This window comes from Streptomyces sp. NBC_01707, assembly GCF_041438805.1.
Lineage (GTDB): Bacteria > Actinomycetota > Actinomycetes > Streptomycetales > Streptomycetaceae > Streptomyces.
This window is the reverse complement of sequence record NZ_CP109190.1, coordinates 1,400,990-1,421,412: the sequence shown is the minus strand read 5'-3', so window position 1 is coordinate 1,421,412 and position 20,423 is coordinate 1,400,990. Positions and strand designations below refer to the sequence as shown.

At 70.0% G+C, this 20,423-nt stretch carries 13 protein-coding genes; 7 read left to right on the top strand and 6 right to left on the bottom strand.

The window, feature by feature from the left end; translation table 11 throughout:
• The first annotated feature begins 259 nt into the window (after positions 1 to 259).
• On the top strand, positions 260 to 1,369 hold the full coding sequence (locus tag OG963_RS06635; protein ID WP_371798644.1) for a PP2C family protein-serine/threonine phosphatase: 1,110 nt from the start codon (positions 260 to 262) through the stop codon (positions 1,367 to 1,369).
• Positions 1,370 to 1,615: 246 nt separating this feature from the next.
• Here the strand turns inward: OG963_RS06635 and OG963_RS06630 are convergent, their stop codons facing one another.
• Complete coding sequence (locus OG963_RS06630) at positions 1,616 to 2,176, bottom strand: isochorismatase family protein (RefSeq protein WP_362270981.1); 561 nt, start codon at positions 2,174 to 2,176, stop codon at positions 1,616 to 1,618.
• Positions 2,177 to 2,542: 366 nt separating this feature from the next.
• Here OG963_RS06630 and OG963_RS06625 point away from each other — a divergent pair, with 366 nt between their 5' ends.
• Positions 2,543 to 3,781: a DUF4032 domain-containing protein gene (locus OG963_RS06625; protein ID WP_030924769.1), complete on the top strand. Its 1,239-nt coding sequence runs from the start codon at positions 2,543 to 2,545 to the stop codon at positions 3,779 to 3,781.
• Between the two features lie 96 nt (positions 3,782 to 3,877).
• Positions 3,878 to 4,495 carry a hypothetical protein gene (locus OG963_RS06620; protein ID WP_093770466.1) on the top strand — a complete coding sequence of 206 codons (618 nt, stop codon included), beginning with the start codon at positions 3,878 to 3,880 and terminating at the stop codon, positions 4,493 to 4,495.
• Between the two features lie 243 nt (positions 4,496 to 4,738).
• Here the strand turns inward: OG963_RS06620 and OG963_RS06615 are convergent, their stop codons facing one another.
• Positions 4,739 to 5,179 (bottom strand): subtilase-type protease inhibitor, encoded by a 441-nt coding sequence (locus OG963_RS06615; RefSeq protein WP_093770468.1) that lies wholly within the window; start codon positions 5,177 to 5,179, stop codon positions 4,739 to 4,741.
• A 351-nt stretch (positions 5,180 to 5,530) separates the two neighbouring features.
• The gene (locus tag OG963_RS06610; protein ID WP_093770470.1) at positions 5,531 to 6,163 is read right to left on the bottom strand and encodes a class I SAM-dependent methyltransferase; all 633 of its coding nucleotides are present in this window, start codon (positions 6,161 to 6,163) and stop codon (positions 5,531 to 5,533) included.
• 483 nt (positions 6,164 to 6,646) lie between these two features.
• Here OG963_RS06610 and OG963_RS06605 point away from each other — a divergent pair, with 483 nt between their 5' ends.
• The gene (locus tag OG963_RS06605) at positions 6,647 to 6,943 is read left to right on the top strand and encodes a hypothetical protein (RefSeq protein ID WP_078878953.1); all 297 of its coding nucleotides are present in this window, start codon (positions 6,647 to 6,649) and stop codon (positions 6,941 to 6,943) included.
• Between the two features lie 177 nt (positions 6,944 to 7,120).
• On the opposite strand, the gene OG963_RS06600 is transcribed toward OG963_RS06605, so the two are convergent.
• Positions 7,121 to 8,650, bottom strand: coding sequence for a SulP family inorganic anion transporter (locus OG963_RS06600; RefSeq protein WP_371126231.1), 1,530 nt, complete (start codon positions 8,648 to 8,650; stop codon positions 7,121 to 7,123).
• A gap of 1,334 nt (positions 8,651 to 9,984) precedes the next feature.
• On the bottom strand, positions 9,985 to 10,323 hold the full coding sequence (locus OG963_RS06595; protein ID WP_093770472.1) for a hypothetical protein: 339 nt from the start codon (positions 10,321 to 10,323) through the stop codon (positions 9,985 to 9,987).
• A 464-nt stretch (positions 10,324 to 10,787) separates the two neighbouring features.
• Between OG963_RS06595 and OG963_RS06590 the strand changes: the two genes are divergently transcribed.
• The 3 genes from OG963_RS06590 (at position 10,788) to OG963_RS06580 (ending at position 16,713) form a co-directional block, all read left to right on the top strand.
• A complete protein-coding gene (locus tag OG963_RS06590) occupies positions 10,788 to 11,375 on the top strand; it encodes a hypothetical protein (RefSeq protein WP_319326135.1) in 588 nt (195 codons plus the stop codon).
• A gap of 98 nt (positions 11,376 to 11,473) precedes the next feature.
• On the top strand, positions 11,474 to 16,063 hold the full coding sequence (locus tag OG963_RS06585; RefSeq protein ID WP_371798643.1) for an HAD-IC family P-type ATPase: 4,590 nt from the start codon (positions 11,474 to 11,476) through the stop codon (positions 16,061 to 16,063).
• Between the two features lie 137 nt (positions 16,064 to 16,200).
• A complete protein-coding gene (locus OG963_RS06580; RefSeq protein WP_362270976.1) occupies positions 16,201 to 16,713 on the top strand; it encodes a DinB family protein in 513 nt (170 codons plus the stop codon).
• Between the two features lie 134 nt (positions 16,714 to 16,847).
• Here OG963_RS06580 and OG963_RS06575 read toward each other — a convergent pair whose 3' ends face one another.
• Positions 16,848 to 20,129 carry a GH92 family glycosyl hydrolase gene (locus OG963_RS06575; RefSeq protein ID WP_371800273.1) on the bottom strand — a complete coding sequence of 1,094 codons (3,282 nt, stop codon included), beginning with the start codon at positions 20,127 to 20,129 and terminating at the stop codon, positions 16,848 to 16,850.
• Between the last annotated feature and the right edge of the window lie 294 nt (positions 20,130 to 20,423).

The following is a 20,423-nucleotide window of genomic DNA, read 5'->3' as shown; positions in this document are numbered from 1 at the left end:
CGCGGTGGCGCGGTGTCTCCTGTGGCCGACGTCGTCGACCTCGACGGGCGGCCCCGGCCCGCCGCAGCCGGAGCGGTCGCCGCGGTGTCAGCACCGGCGGGTGCGATCTGCGCGCGGTCGGGGGCGCTTCCCCCGGCCGCCGACCGCCGCGGCCGCCCGGGTGACCTGCTCAGCTCATCGGTGGGAGGAACACCGGTGTCTCGGGTTCCGCTCCTATCGTGAAAAGTCACACCAGCGAAGGCGTCGAGGCGGGCAGGACGTGACGGAACCAGAGATCGACTACGCCGCGGTGTTCCGGGCCCTTCCAGGGGCGGTGGCCCTGCTGACCCCGCAGATGCTGTACGTGGACGCCAACGAGGGGTTCTTGGGCATGCGGGACCGCACCCGCGAGCAGTTGATCGGCCACTACCTTTCCGACGACGTTCCCGACCCGAACGACCCCGCCGGGCCCTTCGTGACGAACCTCCAGGCGTCTTTGCGCCGGGTGGCGGAATCCGGTGAGCGCGAAACCGGACTGCAGCGCGTCGACATGGAGGACCCCGACAGGTCCGGGGTGAGCGACGAGCGGTACTTCAACCTGACCAACGCGCCCGTCTTCGGTCCGGACGGCCGGGTGGTCCTGCTGTTGCACCGGGTGGAGGAGGTCACCGAACTCATCCGCGCCCGCGAAGTCGCCCTGAGCCTGCAGGAGGCGATGCTGCCGCCTCCGCGGCCGGTCGGGCGCCACGAGGCGGCGGTACGCTACCGACCCGCTGTCGGCGCGCTGAATGTGTGTGGCGACTGGTACGACATGGTCGACCTGTCCGGCGACCGTGTCGCGGTCGCCGTCGGCGACGTGGTCGGCAAAGGCCTGTCCGCGGCCGGTGTCATGGGACAACTGCGCAGCGCGCTCAGCGCCGCCTTTCGCGTCGTCGACGGCCCTGCCCGAGCTTTGGAAGTCCTCGGGCTGTACGCCCGCTCCATCGACGGCGCCGAGAACACCACAGTGGCCAACACGTTCGTCGACTGGGACGCCCGCACCATCACCTACAGCAGCGCCGGCCATCCGCCACCGGCCCTCGTGCACATCGACGGAACCGTCGAGTTCCTCGACCGGGCCACCGACCCCCCACTCGGTGCCCGCCCCGAACACGTCCCTCGGCCCCAGGCGATCGAGCCCTTCACCGAGGGCGCCGTCCTCGTGCTGTACACCGACGGCCTGATCGAACGCCGCCGCGAAGACATCGACAACGGCCTCGCGCGGCTCGCCGACTCCCTGGCCCGCCACCATGGAGCCGACCTCGAAAACCTCGCCGACGCCCTGCTGGCGGACCTTCTCCCGCCCGGCGGCGCCACCGACGACACCGCTCTGGTCATCGTGGGCCTATGACCCGGCCCGCGATGTCCGCGGCAGTGCGCCCGGTCGGCCGACATCGACGCCCGAGCGCGGGAGCGGCGGATCGGAGCACCGACCCCCCGTCGGTCCGACAACCGAACCGACCGACGCGGATGCGCTTCTGCCGGCTGTCCCGCTCTGCCAACTTCGCGCGTCGGCGCGGCGATTCGCCGAGCTCTCGGACCAGGATCGGAGGGAGTGGCAGCCGGCCGAGGCGTTCCGACCTCCGACGCGCATGCTTCAGGACATGCCGCCGAAGTCGACATCCTTGGTCTCGACCGTCCCGGCGGTCCGCCCCGGTGCCGCCTGGTAGGACCAGTACAGGTTCGTGTGCGCGATGACCTGGTCCGGCGGCGGTGCTCCCCATGCCGTCTGGTTCTCCGTCGTGTGGGCGTCGCTGACGAGGGTGACGTCGTAGCCCCTGACGAGTGCGCCGTGGAGCGTCGAGCGAATGCACGCATCGGTCTGCGCGCCGGCGACGACGAGGCGTCCGGCCCCGAGGCCCGACAGGACGGTCTCGAGTGTGGTGTCCTCGAAGGAGTCGCCGTAGTTCTTCTCGACGAGCGGCTCGGCGTCGCCCGGAGTCAGCTCGGGGACGATCCGCCAGTCGTCGCTCTCCCGTACAAGATGCTCGTCGGAGTGCTGGACCCAGACGACGGACGTCCCCGCCCGCCGTGCCTTCTCGATGAGGTGACCGACGTTCGCGACGACCGCGTCGCGCTCGTGAGCCCCCTCGACGACGCCGTTCTGCACGTCGACGACGAGGAGTGCGGTGTTCGGTCGATTCTCGAGTGTGGTCATGATCTCCCCTTACTCACGCTGGGTTCCTCTGTCCTCGCACGGTAGACCCACCCACTGACAGCGGGCCGGAAAGAACCTCGCATCCGGGCCCGGCCGTCCTTCCGCACCATGGGGCGATCGGTGCCCGCACCTGCACCGGCGCCGACTCACGCCGCTCGTTCCGGCAAGCCCGTCCACATCGCGACCGCAACAACGCACAACCACCGGACCCCGCGTGGGCCGGCGCCGTACCGGCCGCAGCGATGGCCGTCCCGGCAGGCACCTGCCGGCCAGGAAGCTCAGGCTTCCCTCCCCGGGGCCAGGGGGCGCGCCACCCGTTACGTCACACTGGTGGTCCCGTCACCGAAAGAACGAGCGAGGCGACCGATGGCTCTGCAGTTCAGTGCCACCAACCCCGAACACCCCGCGTTCCTCCTCGAGCTGCCCTGGCACCAGCCGCTCGAAGAGTGGCCGGAGAAACACCTCGTGACGCTGCCGCGCGGCATCTCCCGCCACGTCGTGCGCTATGCCCGAGCGGGGTCCGACGTGGTGGCCGTCAAGGAGCTCGCGGAACGGCCGGCGGTACGCGAGTACGAGCTGTTGCGCACCCTGGCCCGGCTCGGGATACCTGCGGTGGACCCACTCGCGGTGGTCACGGGGCGCACCGGCACCGACGGGGAGCCGCTGGAGCCGGTGTTGATCACTCGTCATCTCAACGGATCCCTGCCCTACCGCTCGATGTTCGAGACGACGATGCGCCCGACGACGGTGCACCGGCTCATGGACGCACTCGCCGTACTGCTGGTCCGGCTGCACCTGGCGGGGTTCGCCTGGGGCGACTGCTCTCTGTCCAACACGCTCTTCCGCCGGGACGCCGGTGCCTATGCCGCCTACCTCGTGGACGCGGAGACCGGCGAGGTGCACGACCGGCTCAGCACAGGGCAGCGTGAATACGACATCGATCTGGCCCGGGTGAACATCAGCGGGGAGATGCTGGACCTGGAGGCCTCGGGGGCGCTCCATCCCTCGGTGGATCCGATCGCCTTCGGCGCCGAGATCTGCCAGCGGTACGAGGAGCTGTGGAGTGAGCTGACTCGCACTTCGGTCTATCCGGCCGGTAAATATCACTACATCGAACGTCGCATGCGTAGGCTCAACGACCTGGGCTTCGACGTTGCCGAGATGCAGATCGCCAACTCCCCGAACGGCGACACGATCACGTTCGTCCCCAAGGTGGTCGACGCAGGCCATCATCAGCGCCAGCTGCTTCGCCTCACCGGGCTCGACGCCGAGGAGAACCAGGCCCGACGACTCCTCAACGACCTTGAGAGCTGGATGGCCACACAAGAGGACTATGCGCCGGGCGACCCGCTCGGCGCCCGTGCGGAGGTGCTTGCCCACCGCTGGGTCCGCGAGGTGTTCAGGCCCACGGTACGTGCCGTTCCGCAGGAACTCCGGAGCACCATGGACCCGGCCGAGCTCTATCACGAGCTGCTGGAACACCGGTGGTACATGTCCGAGCGCGCACAGCTGGACATCGGTCTGGAAGCGGCCGTGGCGGACTACACCACCAGCGTTCTTCGTCGTCCCGGGACCGAAGTGCCGTCGGCGAGCGACTCCTCGTGATCCGCGCGGCCCCGTCGACCGTGCGGAAGGTACACGTCTGCTCCCTCGCCGCCGACATCGGCCGTATTCCCTCGATGGTGGGAGAAGCTGTCCGGTGTGAAAGGTGAGCGGTTGCGATTCGACGGCTGGATCGCCGGCGTGGGGACCACCTCCGGAACTCGGCTGGTGGTGGGGCACTGGACCCGTTCCCCCTTCGGGCCGTTCAGTGATGTGATGATCCAGCACCCGGACGGCGAGCGGTTGCTGCTGGCGCCGTCCGCTGCCGTCGCTGACTTCGTCGCCGCCACCTACCGCTTCGAGCGCGTCGAGGTCGTTCCCGTCGCGGTCCGGCGGGGCGGATCCGAGTGGAGCATTCAGGCCGGCCCGCTGAGTCTGCACTTGAGCACCGGCTCCCGGTCCCCGCTGGGGTGGCTGCTGCGCACCGTGCCCGCCCCGCTGGTCAGGAGCCGGAGCTGGGCGGCACTGTGCGACATCCCCGCGCGGCTGATGCCTGGCGTGCGCACCCTGGGCAGTGCCGTCGCGGGGCGTCGGGAGTGGTACGGAGCCCATGACCTGTGGCCCATTCTCGCGGCGGACGCCGTGCTCGGCGGAGCCCGACTCGGGGCGCTGGCTCCGCTCGATCCACCCGTGGAATTCGGGTTCGGTTCCGCGCCCCGCCGGCCGGCCCTCGTACGCGTCACGACAACGGTGGAGCTGGCGGCGGCACCGCCGTGACCGGTCGTCGCACGTGGGGCGGCTCACGCGGGTGAGGTTCGGCGACTGCCGGCGCATGCCCCGCCCGCAGTTGCCGTCGTGACGACGCACTCGTCGTCACGACGGAACGGACAGGGACGCTTCCCGGCCGGCAGGGGTCCCGCATCGCTCAACTACGGATGCGCTCGCCCCGATCACGCGTGCCGGTCGGCGCACGTCCGTCGAGACGGGGCATCGGGTGCGATGGCATGCGCCGAGGGTCGATCAGAAGCCGAAGACCGATCCCTCGGTCAGGCTCGCCTGCATCTCGCAGGCGTTGCCGAAGGTGGCCGACCAGGAGACGTTCCGGCCCTGCCACACACCGTTCGCGTTGATGACGACGGGATCCCACTCGCGCGTGCAGCTTCGCTGAGGCGGCGTGGTCAGCTGGGTGAACTCCCCGTCGACGGCGAGCAGATCCGCACACGCCGCAGTGGGCGAGGGGTGAGTGCCGCTCGGGCGCGGGGCGCAGCTGAGGGTGACGGCCCGCTGGACGGTGACGGCGGCGCCGTTGCTCTTGCCGACCGACAGCACGAGGGCTGACGGGGCGTAGAGGCTGGTCGACTGCACGGGCTGGGCCTGCGCGACACCCACGGCGCCCATGCCCGACATGATCAGTGCGGATGTCGTGGCGATTATGCTGAATTTGCCGATGTTGTAGCGCATTTGTGAATCTCCTTCGCTTGGGGGTGCGATTGCGTTCGGGAGTCTCGTGCATGCGGACGGTGAGTGCACATCGATCAGCCCTTTCCGGCCCGGCTCGCCGACGGCGCATCGACCGAATGGTCGTTCGGCCAGCTCGGGGGCGGTGCGCGGGGCCCGTGCGAGGTGTCCAGCATGTGGACGAAATCCGGTGGTACAACCGCGAACTACCGTCTGACCTGCTGCTTTTCTTCGGTGGTTCTTACGCGAAACTTCACGCTTCGGCCGGAAAGCAGCGCATGAGACAGCTCCCCGGCGCTCCGCACGGGGGCGAGAGAGGGGGTGTAGCGGTGAGTCGCCCCCTGGGACGGGTTGTCAGGTCCGTCGCCCGAGCAGGAACAGTTGAGGCTCGGGCACCCCGCCGGGGTACGACGGGGTGAACAGGGTGTTCTCCTCCCACAGGAGTGAGAATCCCGCTTCGATCACCAACTCGGTGAACGCTGCAGCGGCGAAGCTGGTCACCTGTACGTCCTGGCCCATGAACTCGACGTCGACGCCCTCGACGTCCAGCGGTACGGTCGCCATCATCAGCAGGCCGCCGCGGGTCACCACCCGCCCGAGCCGCCGGACGAGATCGGACTGGTCGTTGCGTGACATCTGCAAGAGGGAGAAGTAGGCACACGCGGCGTCGAAACTGCTGTTCGCCAAGGTGACATGACGGATGTCGGCACACTCGAACGAGGCGTCGGGCACCTGTCGTCGCGCGAGCTCCACCATGACGGGCGAAACGTCGACGCCCAGCACCTCGTGGCCGGCCTCGGCCAGGATCTGCGCGGTCGGCCGTCCGGTCCCGCTGCCGACGTCCAATACCCGGCTGTGCGGCGCGAGCAGTTGCAACAGGCGCTGCAGCGAGGCATGGTGGGCTGCCGACTCGGCGAAAGCCCGCTCGTACTCTGCTCCCAGCGCGTCGAAAGCCGCTGCGGCCGGGAGACGCTTACGATCATGCATCGCGACTGAATCCTTCCGTGCCGACCGGCTCTGCGGAATCGTTGCATTGTTCACAGTGGCCTTCAACGCCTTCCCGCGAAAGTCTTCCTGCGCTACGCGTGCCTCGACGGGACCGGCCGTATCCGCGTCGTGGTCAGCGACCTCATGAGCTCACACGGGCCCGGCCGCGGTGATGAAGACGTCCATCGCGGGGCAGCGCCTCCGTCCGGCCCGGTGACACCACCTTTCGGATCATGGCTGACAAAGGGGGGAAGCCATGCCGGGCCCGGAGGCGGGGAGCCCCGTGGCGGAGCCGACGAAGAGGGGTGCGGGTGAAGCCCTGACGTGCTCTGCGAGGCCCGGTCACCCCATCGGACGTGTTTCGCACCCGACCGGACGCGCCCCGGTGACAACCTGCACCGGTGCTCGTTGGAGGGAAAGTTCGAGCCAGTGGCGCAAGCCGAATGCGCGCAGGTGACTGCCGAGGAACGACCGGAGAACGTCATGACCACTGCACATGCCCCCCATCCCGACCACATGCATCAGCACGGTAAGGGCTGCGGCCACGTCGCCATCCCGCACGAGGACCACGTGGACTACGTGCACGACGGTCACCTCCATCGTGTTCACGACGGCCATGTGGACGAGTGCGAACCGGGCGGGCACACCGCTCACGGCGACCACGCGCACCAGCATGGCGACGGGTGCGGGCATGTCGCGGTGCCGCACGGGGACCATGTGGACTACGTGCACGACGGTCACCGGCACGTCGGTCATGACGGGCACTGGGACGACCACTGACACGTTGTTTCAAGACGGGTGTCCCCTGACGTCTCGGGGGACACCCGTCGCTTGCGTGTGTACCGTCCGGTGGCGGCGCCCGGACGTCCGTACGGTGGGGCAGGGTCCGGCTGCGGCGCCGGCCGGTGGAGGCCTGCACCTGCGCACGGCCCGAGCCGCCGTCATCGGTCGTGTCGGTCAGGGTTCCGCGGGGACCAACCTGACCGGGGCGGTGCCCGGGGTGTTGTGTCTGTCCGCCCAGGTGGTCAGGGCGGTGAGGCAGGCGTGGTCCAGATGCCGCAGGCCCGACAGGTCGAGCTCGATCGGGCGGTCCTTCGGCAGCGCCTCCAGGGCGTCGAGTATCACCGGCAGCCGGAGGAACGTCGCATTGCCCGTCAGTCGCGCGCGGATCACGCCGACTCCTCCGTCGGCGACATCGACCTGAAGGTGAGAGGTGTCCCACGCCGACTTCGCCACGGAGAGCGCGACACCGATCAGCACGCCTTCGAACATGTTCGCCACGACGATCATCCCAGCAGTGACGACCACGATCACTGCCTCACCCCTGTGCGCACGCCACAGCACCATCAGCTCCTTGACCGGGACGAGCTTCGCGCCCGAGTAGACGAGGACGCCCGCGAGGCAGGACAGCGGAATCACGCCGAGTGCCGACGGCAGCAGCGCGGCGAACAACAACAGCCATACTCCGTGCAGCACTCTGGACGCCTTGCTCCGTGCGCCCGCCTGGACATTGGCCGCGCTGCGGACGATCACCGCGGTCAGGGGCAGTGAGCCGAGCGCACCGCATACCGCGTTGCCGGCGCCCTGGGCGATGAGTTCCTTGTCGTAGTCCGTGCGTGGTCCCGTATGTAGGCGGTCCACCGCCGCCGCGCTGAACAGGCTTTCGGCCGATGCGATCAGGGCGAACGCGAGCACCGTTCCGAGGACGCCGAGCTGGGTCAACAGCCCGAAAGCGTCCGCGCTCGGTGGCTGGATGGCGTCCAGCAGCCCCTGTACCTCGACCTTCGCGACAGGCGTGTCGCAGATCGCGGCGATACCGGAGGTGACAGCGACAGCGACGAGCGGAGCGGGCACGAGCCGCATCGATGGAGGGAGGTGCTTCCACCCGACCAGGACGGCGATCGTCCCGAGGCCCAGCCCGAGAGCCACCATCGACTGGGCGGAACCGAACACATCGGCCAGCAGACCTGGCATACCGGCGATCTTGGAAGGCCCGGAATCCGGCGCCTCTCGGTCGGCCATGACGTACAACTGGCCGGCGACAAGCAGGAGTCCGATGCCGGCGAGCATGCCCTGGACGACGGCCACGGAGATGGCCCGGAACCAGCGGCCCAGCCGGAGTACGCCCATGAGGAGCTGAAGCAGGCCGGCGGCGAGGACGAGAACGCCGAGGCCGGAGAGGCCGTGAGTCGTCACGGCTTCGTAGACCAGTACCGTCAGGCCGGCCGCCGGGCCGCTGACCTGGAGACTGCTCCCCGGGAGCAGTCCGGTCACCAGCCCTCCGACGATTCCCGTGACCAGGCCCAGCTCAGCGGGAACGCCGGAGGCGACAGCCACCCCCACGCACAGTGGGAGCGCCACCAGGAACACCACCAGAGATGCGGCGAAGTCGTCTCTCCCTCTGGCCCCGAAAGCACCCTCCTTGCCGCGCCATAGGGCCTTCCCCTGCCGTCGGCCACCGCGAGGGCCGTGGACGATGCCCCTCACAGTGCGCGGACGGTGCCAGCGGCCCGCCGGTGGGCGGGCACGGAGCCGACGTGATTCCCCCCGTATCTGTGAGGGAAGGGGCCGGGGTCGGCGACACTACGGTGGTGGATGCGGGCACGACTGATGAATGACTGCATGTCAGCTTGTCTCTCCTGCACGGGCATGCGAGGTATGGATGACGGTCCGGTGTACGGGGTTGCGCTCGGGCTGACCGACCTGGCGTCAGTGGAGCAATGCCAGGAGCCGACGCTGCAGGTCGGACAGCAGACCCGCCCGAGGCGGAGCGGACGCGGGATTCGGCTGCGGCGCGGTCGGGCTCGGGGTGCCGGAACTCTGTTGACGTTCCGAGGCCGTGAGCGAATGTGAACTGTCCGGCGACAACGGCGCCGCGGAGGGCGGGGCGGGCTGGCGAGCCGCTTCGGCACGCACCAGTGCGCTCACGGCCGCGAAGACATCTGCGGGCATGACGGGTTCTCCTGCGGGGTCACGTGACGTAGGTGTTGGCGACGGCAGGCCGCACCTCGCGTGCCGCTCGTGACGGAGCGCGACGTGTACGGGAGATGTGCGGCCGGGGCCGGTCAGCAGCGCAGTACGAGACCTTCGGGAGAAGCAGCCGAGCCGGCTCTGCCTACGGGCGCCGGCGCGCATGGACCGCGCCCGGTCGCTGTGGGCTCTGTGCCGAAGGTGGGATCGGTCGCCACGGCGGTAGCCGCGGACGGAGTGTGGCGCGGCTTACCGATCGAGGTCGTACCGGAACGCCACCTGTGGTCGTCGCTGCGACCGGTGGGAGCCGATGGGCAGGAGAGGTCTGATGACGCCGAGTCGACGACGGCGGCGCCGACCGTCGGACCTGCGAGAAGGGCGTGGCGGCTCTGATCGGGGCCGACCTTGGAGAAGGACACCGGGGCGGGGGTGAACACCGCGTGCACCAACGTCATCAACGCGATCAGCAGGGCCGTACACGCGGCACGGCGTACCGTCCGCTGTCGTGCACCGCCGCCGATGGGCGTCATGTCGAGTCCTCCCGTGATGCCTGGTACCAGGGAACATCGACGAGGAGGCTGTGGCAGTCCGACCCCTCCGCACGAGTGACAGGTTCACCCGCGTCACCCATTCATCGAACTTCAGTTCGGTGTGATTCGGTCGTGGGTGTCAGTCCGGTGCGCACGGCGGGGTTCCCGGTACGGAGCCTGTGCTGACCACGGATACCGGCGACCGCGTCGCTCCGACGGTCTCGCCACGGCCGTCACCTGCAGCCGAGCGAAGGGGCCCCACGCGGGGCCAGGGTGCGCCGAAGATCGCGTCCCGGCGCAGGGGGATCCCTGGTGCGTCACTCAGAGCGCAGGCGGTGGGGGAGTGGGTGAGTGGGACTCGGAGGGGAGCGCTCGCGTTGCCTGGCTCGGGATGGCTGCGGGTGTGTCGCTGTGGAGTGCTTGCCGGGTGAACCGGATGGCGTACGGCAGGGCGGCCCGGGTGAGTGCGTCCGCGCCGGCGGCGTGGGCCGCGGCTTCGATGAGGGGCTCCGCGCAGGCGACGGCCCGCCGGAGGCCGACGGGAGTGCACAGCCGGCTCGTGTACCGCAGGGCTGGGCGCAGCAGGCCGGTGGCGGGAAGAGCGATGGCCAGGGTCCGGTCTTCGGCGCCGGAGCGCGGCCAGGTCAGTTCGATGCGCATGAACGGCCTCCACTGGAGGTAGGGGGCTGACGCCCGCAGCACGCATCGGGGAGCCGCTGCACATGTCGAACGGCCCGGTGGACGGACTGCGATGTGAGGTGGGCCGGCCGACGAACGCGGGGGTGGTGGTCCGGCGGTGACGGCGCCGGTGGGCGAACCCTCGAAAGGTCGGCTCCGGGCCGGGGTGGGTGTTCATGCCCTCAACTGCTCGCGGCCAGGACACCCGTGGGTGTGGGTCGGTGATCCGCGGGTCCCGCCGGCTGGACCCGGCGACCGGTCTTCTCGGACTTGTCGCGGCCGGGAGGGTCCTTGGCGTTGAGTCGCCCCCCTGTTACCTCACTTGGCGGTAAGTGGATATGTCCAGGCTTGCCGGAGTTGTGTGATCTTGTCAAGGTTGCTGAAAGGTGAGAGGCATCACGGCCGCGGGCCGTCCGTCTCACCTGCCCGACGGAGAGAGAGCGACCATGACTGACAGTTCCCATGTGTCTGGCTCACGGGACACGAAGGTGCAGCATCCGGTCCAGGAGGCACTGACGCACCCCGTGCGGAGGGTGATGACGGCAGTGGACAGGGTCCCCGGCGCGGATCGGGTCAAGGGGATCGTCGACGGTGTTCTGGACTCCGTCGGGATCGTTTCGCCTCATGCTCGGCGTGTCGCGGCGTACACCGGTGCCGGGCTGCTCGGTGTGGCCGGTGTGGTCGAGTGGCCGGTGGCTGTGACGGGTGCCGCGGTGGTGTGGCTCACGCAGTCGCGTCCGACGGACGGCGAGGCCCGGGCAGAAGGTCTGCAGGTGAAGCAGGCCGCCCGGTCGGCCAAGGCGCAGACCACCACGAGAGCGGCTAAGACCCGGCCGGCCAAGAAGGCATCGGCCGCTTCGGGAAAGGCCAAGACGCGTCCGGCCAAGGCGTCGACCGCCTCCGGAACGGCGAAGACCCGTCCGGCCAAGGCGTCGACCGCCTCCGGAACGGCGAAGGCCCGCTCGTCCAAGCGCGCCGCCACGAGCGCCTCGGGCACCTCGCGCGCCAAGGCCGGTGCGCGGAAGAAGTCCTGAGGCCGCCACCCGTCCGCTGTTACGACCGTTCCGCGCCCGGCGCCAGTCACGGACCGTTCTGCTCCCGGCCTCGTGCGGCAAGCCCGCGAAGGTGAGACATGCTGCTCCGCTTGCTGACCGGGCCCGCCGTGGCCCTCAAGAGCGCCTTGGCTGTGCCGGTCGAGGCCACACGCCGGATCGCCACGCCGACCGCAGATGCGGCGCGGATGGCCGCTGAGCTCGTGAACGCCGGTGCGCGCGGCGCGGCGGACGGGGCGGCGGCGGTGTCGGCGACCGCGCTACGGGTCGGCAGGGTCGCCCGCAACGCGATCACTCCTCAGGTCGGGTACTGGCGCGCCGGATCACGGATGCACCTGGCGCTGGAGCACCATCCGGACGCGCCCGTTGGGACCGTGGAACGACTCGAGGCCGCCGCCGGAAAAGTGGCCGTGGAGCTGGCCGAGCACCCGGACGTGCTGATCGCCTACTGGGACGGCGGCCTGGGGCGGCTGGTCGTGCAGACCACCGAGGACGCGGTCGGCGAGCAGGTGGCCGACAAGGTGTCCGAACTGGCCGCCGAACACGGGCTCGTGCACGTGGGCGATCAGACGCTGGAACACGTGCACCCGGGCGCCGCCGGCGGCGTGCGCGCCAACGCTGTCGCCCTGGCCTGCGACGCGGCGGGTATCGGCGTAGCACTCGTGGGGCGGGCAGCCTTTCTGAAGCGAGCGCCGGAGGCCATGGTGGCCGCGGTCGTCGTCATGCGTGAGGACTCGCGGGTACGCGCGGTGCTGAGCCGTGCGCTGGGCCCGGACGCATCCGATCTGGTGCTGGCCGTGGCCCATGCGGCCGTCTGCGGGATCGGTCAGTCGCCGAGTCCTCTGCTGCTCGACGCGGCCCTGCGGAGTGCCCAGTTGGTGGAATCCATGGCTCAGCTCGCGACGTTCGACGCCGTGCACGACACGCTGTGCGCCCCGGACAGGCTGACTCCGGCCGACACCGACGTCCTGCGTCCGCCGCTGCGCCCGAGTCCGGGCGAGCAATATGCCGCCGCGGCGGTCAACGGGATGCTGGGCGGTGCCGTCACCAAGCTTCTCTTCACCCGCAGCATGGACGAGGCCGCCGAGACCGTACTGGCCGGTTCGCCCAAGGCCGCACGCTACGGCCCGGCGGCCTTCACCGCGGCTCTCGGCATTGCCCTGGCACGCGAGGACGTACTGGTCCGCGACCCCGAGCGGCTGGGCCAGCTGGAGCTCGTGGACACCGTGGTCCTGCACCCCGCGGCACTGCGCAGCACTCGGCGCACCGTGCTCGAGGTCCACCCCAGCACGTCCGGCTGGGATCACCACCGGTTGTGGCAGGAAGCCACCGCGGCGCTCAGCGCGCCCGAGGACGCGACAACGCCGTCCGAGGAACCGGGCATCGGCCTTCGCCCGGTGCCCGATGGGACGGCACCGGACGCGGGGTTGATGATCGCGTCGGTACGTGGCAAGGACGTCGGAACCGTTCTGGTCGGCTGGGAGGTCGACCCCATGGCCGAAGCCGCGCTGGACGCAGCGCGCCGAGCCGGTCTGCATGTCGTGGTGGTGGAGGACTGCTGGCTCGGCGAGTTCGGTACCCTGGCCGACCAACTCGCCTCCGCCGAGATCCCGTTGGCGGAGGTGGTGGCTGCCCTGCAGAGCGAGGGCCGAACGGTTCTCACGGTGGCGCGCGTCCCGCACGACCGGGCGTCGGCCGAACGGGAGTTGACTGCCGCCGCCCACGACGTACTCGACGGACTGCTCCGCAGTGACATCGCCGTCGCCGTCACCGACGAGCGCAGCGCTGTCGTCTGGGGAGCCGACCTTCTGCCTCTGCGTGGACTGGAGGGCGTATGGCGGTTGCTGTCAGCCGTACCCGCGGCGCGGGCGGTCAGCCGGCGTGCGAAGTTCTGTGCGGAGGCGGGCGCCACGCTCTCCGAGCTCCTGGTACTCACCAAGGGAGCTCGGTCGCAGCGGGTTCCCTTCCCCCTCGAAGTGCGGCTCAGCCCCGTCAATATCGCCACCGGCGCGGCCCTGCTCATGGGCTGGTGTGCCGCGCTCGGTGTAGCCGCCGGTGCGACCCCCCACCCCACTCCGCGGGTGCCCTGGCACGCCCTACGGCCCGAGCAGGTCATGGCCCGGCTGGCGAAGGCGCCGTGCGACGCGCCCACCGCCCTGACGGTGGTACGGACCCGGGTCGGCCACGTCGCGGGCGTTGCTGCCACCCACCCGGCCCTTGCGCCCGCACGGGTGAGCGTACGTCTGGCCGGCGCCGTGTGGGCCGAACTGGACGACCCGTTCACCCCGGTTCTGGTGGTCGGTGCCACCGCGCAGGCACTGCTGGGCTCCGCGGTGGACGCGTTCCTGGTCATCACCGCCGTGGCGGTGAACGCCTTGGTGGGCGGGGTGCAACGACTGCGCGCGGAGCGTGCGCTGTCCGCCCTGGTGACCGGGCAACGGCAGAACGCCCGGCGACTCGCCCACCCGTCGGCAGAAGAGGCATCCGTCGTCGAGGCCGCGCAACTGGCGCCCGGCGAGGTGATCGAGCTGCGCACCAACGATGTGGTGCCGGCCGACGCGCGGCTGCTGGAGGTCAGTGGCTTCGAGGTGGACGAGTCCTCCCTGACGGGCGAGTCACTGCCCACGCGTAAACAAGTGGCCGCCGTACCACAGGCGCCCGTCGCCGACCGCAGATGCATGGTGTTCGAAGGCACCACGGTGGTCGCCGGCCACGCCCGGGCAGTGGTGGTGGCAACGGGCGATCGGACCGAGGCCGGCCGCGCGGCGTCCCTCGCCGCCCGGGTCCCCACCTCGGCGGGGGTCCAGGCCCGACTGCACCGGCTGACCCGCCGGGTACTGCCCCTCACTCTCGCCGGTGGCGCCGCGGTGGCCGGCCTGTCCCTGCTCCGCGGCCGTCCGGTGCGTACAGCTCTCCAGGGCGGACTGGCAGTCGCAGTGGCCGCCGTGCCCGAGGGCATGCCTCTGGTGGCGACCGTCGCGCAGATGGCCGCGGCGCGGCGGCTGAGCAAGCTCGGCGTCCTGGTACGTACACCACGCAGCCTGGAGGCGCTCGGACGCGTGGACACCATGTGCTTCGACAAGACCGGGACCCTCACCGAGAACCGGCTGCGGGTCGTCCGCCTGATCAGTGGCACGGGCGTCGAGCAGCCGGCCGACACCCTCGGGACGAAACATATTCTCCGCATCGCCGCCCGGGCCTGCCCTCGCCTGGCCGAGCAGCCGGGCGCCCACGCCCATGCCACCGACGAGGCGGTCCTGGCAGCAGCCCCGCCCGAGACAGGGTGGACCACCGTACGGGCCCAGCCCTTCGAGGCGAGCCGCGGTTACGCCGCCGCCACGGGCAGAGACGCGGACGGCGCGAACATGCTGGTCGTCAAGGGGGCGCCGGAAGTTGTGCTGCCCTGCTGCCCCGATACGGATCCGGTAGCCGTCGAAGAGGCGCACTCCCTCGCCGGCCAGGGCCTGCGGCTCCTGGCAGTCGCGCAGCGCCGTCTCGCGACGGAGGACGAGGCGAGGGACGCGCTCGACAAGCCTCTCGAACTGCTCGAGCTCATCGGATTCGTGGCACTGGCCGACAGCCCCCGCCCCAGCTCAGCTCCGCTCGTGGCCGGTCTGGGAGAGGTCGGTGTACGCCCCGTCATGCTCACCGGCGACCACCCGCAGACCGCCCGCTCCGTGGCCATCTCCCTGGGCTGGCCCGAGGATGTCACGGTCGTCACCGGTAACGAGCTGGCTTCACTGGACCGGGCGGGACGGGCCCGCCTGCTCCGGGACTGCGGCGTCGTGGCCCGCGTCGCACCCGAGCAGAAGCTCCAGGTCGTGGAGGCACTCCGGGAGGCGGGCTGCGTCGTGGGCATGGTCGGGGACGGCGCCAACGACGCCGCCGCGATCCGCGCCGCCGATGTCGGGGTCGGTATCGCCGCGCGCGGATCGGCTGCCGCACGCAACGCCGCAGACCTCGTGATCACCAACGACGAACTGTCGGTTCTCATCGACGCCATCGGCGAGGGCCGAGCCCTCTGGCGCAGCGTGGCCGACGCGATCAGCATCCTTCTCGGCGGCAACGCCGGCGAGGTCGGCTTCTCCGTACTGGGCACATTGCTGTCCGGCACGTCGCCGCTGTCGACACGTCAGCTGCTGCTGGTCAACCTGCTCACCGACATGTTCCCGGCGATGGCGGTCGCGGTCACCCCTCACGACCCGGAGCCCGCCGGGGAGCCCGCCGCAGCCGACACCGTACCCGTGGGCCTCGCCGTCCTCGGGCAACCGCTGACACGTCAGATCCGCCATCGTGGCGTGATCACCGGTATCGGCGCGGCCACCGCATGGCTCATCGGCACCCTCACCCCCGGCTCGGCACGGCGCACCAGCACCATGGCTCTGTGCGGTGTGGTCGGCGCCCAGCTCACGCAGACCGTCGCCGGACGCCGCCACAGTCCGCTGGTCCTTGCCACGGTCGTCGGCACCGCAGTCGTGCTCGTCGCTCTCGTCCAGACACCCGTCGTCAGCCACTTCTTCGGGTGCACGCCGCTGGGCCCGCTGGCCTGGGCCGGAGTGGGCGTCGCCATCGGCACCGCCTCCCTCGGTCCCCGCGTCCTGCCACAGGCCGAACAGATGCTGGCCGACCTCACCTCACGGCTGCGTCCCGTCGTCCGGCTCGTCCACTGACGCCCTGGGCGCAGCGAAGCTGCTCCGGCAGGCCGCTCCGTGATGTCCGCGTACCGGTGCCGCTCCGTGTGTGTTCGTGAGTTCCCACTGCGCGGCCAGGGAGGCGATGTCGGAGCGCACTGACATGATCTGCGACCATGACGACCACCGTACGGCCGATGCCGCCGCTGAACGCCGACGAGCGTACGAATCTGGAGAGTTGGCTCGACTTCTACCGGACCACCTTGGCCATGAAGTGCGACGGCCTCACCGAGGAGCAGCTTCGGACCGCCTCCGTGCCTCCTTCGCCGCTGACGCTGCTGGGGCTCGTCCAGCACATGGCCGAAGTCGAACGGAACTGGTTCCGCCGTGTGCTGACGGGCGAGGACGTACCGGCCATCCACGATCCGCAGGCCGATCCGGCCGGGCGCGACGGGGGATTCGGTCTCTCCGACAGCATCTCTTTCGAGACGGCCCAGGCCACCTGGCAGGACGAGATCGCCCGCGCCCGCGCCAACTGCGCCACTCGGGGGCTGGAGGACACCAGCCCGTTCATGGGCGGCGAGGTGAGCCTGCGGTGGATCTACACGCACATGACCGCCGAATACGCCCGGCACAACGGGCACGCCGACTTCATCCGCGAGCGAATCGACGGCGCCACCGGTGTCTGATCCCCGGAGCGGGACGATCGTGTGGCCCCTTCCCCGATTGCGGCCTCACAGACAGACCGGGTACCGGAACGGCGAACGGGCCGTCGTGGCAAGGACGGTGTCCTTGCCACGACGGCCCGTCCCGATCAGGTGTGTCAGGCGGTGGCCACCGCGAAGATGTGGATCACGCCGCCGTCCGTGGCGGACGGCAGGGTCACGCTCGCCAGCTGCTTACCCGCCTGGAGCGTGATCGGGGCGGTGGCGAAGATCTCGGTACCCACCGGGTCCTTACCGCCGCCCTGGACATCGCGGTACGTGGTGTGGACCGCGACCGTGTTGCCGAACGACGGCTTCTGCGTGCCGCCGCCCAGCGTCCAGTCGCTGAAGCCGATCTCGGCCTGCTGCGTGGTGCCGTCGGTGTACGTCAGCGTCACCTTGCCGCTGGCCGATCCCTCGGCGGCACTGCCCAGCAGGCTGAGCTTCGTGTCCGCCGCCGCCGACGGCACGTTCAGCACCTGCGGGCGGTCTCCCGCGACCTCGATGTTGTCCGGGTCGCCCGCGCCCACCTCGGGCCAGCCGAAGTCGAAGTCGCCGGACGAGACCGTCACGCCCGGCGTCACGCCCGCCGCAGCGAGTGCCTTCGCCGAGTAACTCCAGCCCTCACCGTCGAAGTTGGCGCGAGGATCGTCGTCGTCGGTGGAGATGCCGGTGCTGTTGCGGTTCCACAGCATGCTGTTCTTCTCGGCGACGGTCACCGCGGCCGACGTCTTCGGGAGCTCATCGCCGGCGGACGACCGTAGCGTCACCGGGACCGTGTAGTGCCCCTCGGCCGTGTCCGCCGCGGCCGATACGGTGAGTTTCGCGCTCGCCGAGCCGCCTGCCGGCACTGTGAAGTCGCCCTCCGTGGGTGTGACGGTGACACCGGCCGGCGGCTTCGCCGTCCAATGGACGTCGGTGGCCTTCGCCTCCAGGGTCTGTACCTTGACGGTCGTCTCCGCGCTGCCCGACCCGGGTTCGACCTTCAGCTGATCCGGCGTGGCGCCGGTGAAGTACTTCACGCCGCCGCCGGGGAAGGACGGCGGGGCGTCTGCCGCCGCGCTTCCCCAGGAGGTGTCCGCGGTCGCCCCGAGGACGTAGTCGAGCGTGCCGCCACGGGTGACGAGCGAGGCGGGAACCCACGGCTTGCCGGACGCCCTGCCATCGACCTTCAGGCCGTGGATGTACATGTTCTTCGCCGACGCGGCAGGCGCGTTGATCGTGATCGTCTTACCGTGCCCGGTGTGCACCACCGCGTGCGGGAACAGCGGAGCGGAGAGGATCAGGTCCGCGCGGCTCGGGTTCTGCGGGTACATGCCCAGCGCCGAGAAGACGTACCAGGACGACATGGTCCCCGCGTCGTCGTTACCGGGGATGCCGCCCGGGGTGTCGGTCCACAGCTGGTCCATCTCGGCGCGGACCGTCTCCTGTGTCTTGTACGGAGCCCCCAAGTAGTTGTACAGATACGGGGCGTTGATGTCCGGCTCGTTGGTCGCGTCGTAACGCGTGGCGTCCTGGGCCGAGAAGTCGAACTTCCCGTCCGGTGTGCGGAAGAAGGCATCCAGTCGCTTCATGGCCTGGTCGTGTCCGCCCATGGCACTGGCGAGGCCCGCCACGTCCGAGTACACCATCCAGGTGTACCGCGCGCTGGACCCCTCGACGAATCCGCTGCCGGTGCCCGGTGTGAAGGTGCCCGCCCAGGTGCCGTCGGCCTTGCGGTCGCGGATGTAACCGCCTTGCGGCGTGGCATTGGCGTCGAAGACATTCGTCCAGTTCCCCGAGCGGTCCAGGAACTTCTTCGCGTCGGCGGTCCTGCCGGTCTGCCGGGACAGCTCGGACAGGCCGTAGTCGGCCGCCGCGTCCTCCAGCGTCTCGGCCGCGCCTCCCCAGCAGTGGCAGTTGTCCGCCGGTACGTACCCGAGCTCCAGGTACTTGTCGAGCGCGGGCCGCTGGCCCACGCACTCGACGTTGCAGCCCGAACTGTCCGAGTCGTTCGCCGTCGGCACGGTCGCTGCTTCGACCAGCGACTTCAGCGCGCCCTTGACGTCGAAGTCATGGCCGCCGAAGGCGTATATGCCGGCGAGGGCCGCGTCGGAGGGGTCCCCCGACATGACGCTCGTCTTGCCGTTCTCCAGCAGCCAGCGGTCCCACTCGCCGCCGCGCTGACTCGCGTAGTTGTAGAGGGACTGCGCGTAGTCGCTGCCCGCCCTCGGGTTGAGCAGCGTCATCAGCTGCACCTGCGCGCGGTACTGGTCCCATCCGGAGAAGGTGCCGTACTGCGCCTTCTGCCCCTTGGCGAGCCGGTGCGGCTTGCGGTCGGCGCCGAGATAGCGGCCGTCCACGTCGCTGGTCAGGGTGGGTTCCAGCATGGAGTGGTAGAGCGCGGTGTAGAAGGTCGAGCGCTGGGCGTCGGTGCCGCCGCCCACCTCGACCGACTTCAGCGTGCTGTTCCAGACCTTGGAGGCCTGGGTTTTGACGGAGTCGAAGCTCTTTCGGGGCCCGTTCTCCGCGCGGAGGTTGGCCTCGGCGTTCTGCGGACTGACATAGGAGACGGCAACCTTGGCCTCGACCTTGGTGGTTCCGTCGGCGAAGGTGATGTACGCGCCGGAGCCCTTGCCCTCCACGGCGTTGCCGGACGAGCTGTACCCCGTACCGCCGGAGGCCGACGTGGAGCCGGGGTCGACCGTGCCGTCGGTCCAGGTGCCGACCTTCGCGAACGCCTTGTCGAAGTGGGCGGTGAAGTACAGCGTGTAGAGGTCCTTGCGGTTGTTCGAGCTCTGCGGACCACAGAAGTTGCCCGCGCTGACGGAGCCTGTCACCGTCCGGTCGGCCGTGTTGATCTTCACGGTGGCGCCCGTGCTGCCACTCTCCGAGTTGGAGGTGCGGAAGAGCATGCTGGCGGGCTTGTCCGCCGGGAAGCCGAACTGCCCCGATCCGGTCCGGGCGGTCGTGGTGAGCGCCGCGGAGGCGCCACTGGCCAGACCGACCTTGTAGTAGCCGGCCGAGGCGGTCTCGTCGGCGTGCGAGAAGGTGCTGGCGTACTTCGCATCGGTGACGTCGGCGCTGGGCGAGGAGTCGACGTCACCCACGTACGGCATGATCGGGATGTCACCGTTCGCACCGGAGCATCCGACGCCGTTGAGATGGGTGAGGCTGAAGCCGCGTACCTTCGTTGCGTCGTACTGGTAGCCACCGGGAGCAGGCGTCGAGACCTGCTTGCCCTTAGAGTTCTGCGGGCTCCAGGCCAGCATGCCGAAGGGCTGCACGGCGCCCGGATATGTGTTGCCCGCATTGGACGTGCCGATCAGCGGGTTGACGTACGACACCGGATCCTTGACGGTGCCGTGCGGGGAAGCCGCCGAGGCGGGGCCGACTGTGGCAGCCATACCCAGCGTGGCCATGGCGGTGACCGCGACGGAGCTGATAGCTCGGAGCCCGGCGTGCGTCCGACGGTTGTGCGTGTCTGACACCGTTCCTGCCCTTCATGTGTGACGGACGGTCAACGCGGTGGGAGCGGGGCGCCGTGACCACTCCGGAACGGCGCCGCTCCGACAACGTTGTCAGCGACGTGAGGATGTTCCTCCTGCCGATCCGGGGTGTCAAGGATTCCCGAACTCCGGCCGTCCGGACGGGGTCGGTCATGAGCCGTGGTCGCCGGAGCGGGTCCGTCCCCGCACGTCATCGAGGAAGGCTGC

What these genes read in the sequence shown, in the direction of transcription:
- OG963_RS06630 (WP_362270981.1), bottom strand. Translation starts at nt 2,176, where the DNA reads ATGACCACACTCGAGAATCGACCGAACACCGCACTCCTCGTCGTCGAC.
- OG963_RS06625 (WP_030924769.1), top strand. Translation starts at nt 2,543, where the DNA reads ATGGCTCTGCAGTTCAGTGCCACCAACCCCGAACACCCCGCGTTCCTC.
- OG963_RS06615 (WP_093770468.1), bottom strand. Translation starts at nt 5,179, where the DNA reads ATGCGCTACAACATCGGCAAATTCAGCATAATCGCCACGACATCCGCA.
- OG963_RS06610 (WP_093770470.1), bottom strand. Translation starts at nt 6,163, where the DNA reads ATGCATGATCGTAAGCGTCTCCCGGCCGCAGCGGCTTTCGACGCGCTG.
- OG963_RS06605 (WP_078878953.1), top strand. Translation starts at nt 6,647, where the DNA reads ATGACCACTGCACATGCCCCCCATCCCGACCACATGCATCAGCACGGT.
- OG963_RS06595 (WP_093770472.1), bottom strand. Translation starts at nt 10,323, where the DNA reads ATGCGCATCGAACTGACCTGGCCGCGCTCCGGCGCCGAAGACCGGACC.
- OG963_RS06590 (WP_319326135.1), top strand. Translation starts at nt 10,788, where the DNA reads ATGACTGACAGTTCCCATGTGTCTGGCTCACGGGACACGAAGGTGCAG.
- OG963_RS06585 (WP_371798643.1), top strand. Translation starts at nt 11,474, where the DNA reads ATGCTGCTCCGCTTGCTGACCGGGCCCGCCGTGGCCCTCAAGAGCGCC.
- OG963_RS06580 (WP_362270976.1), top strand. Translation starts at nt 16,201, where the DNA reads ATGACGACCACCGTACGGCCGATGCCGCCGCTGAACGCCGACGAGCGT.
- OG963_RS06575 (WP_371800273.1), bottom strand. Translation starts at nt 20,129, where the DNA reads ATGGCCACGCTGGGTATGGCTGCCACAGTCGGCCCCGCCTCGGCGGCT.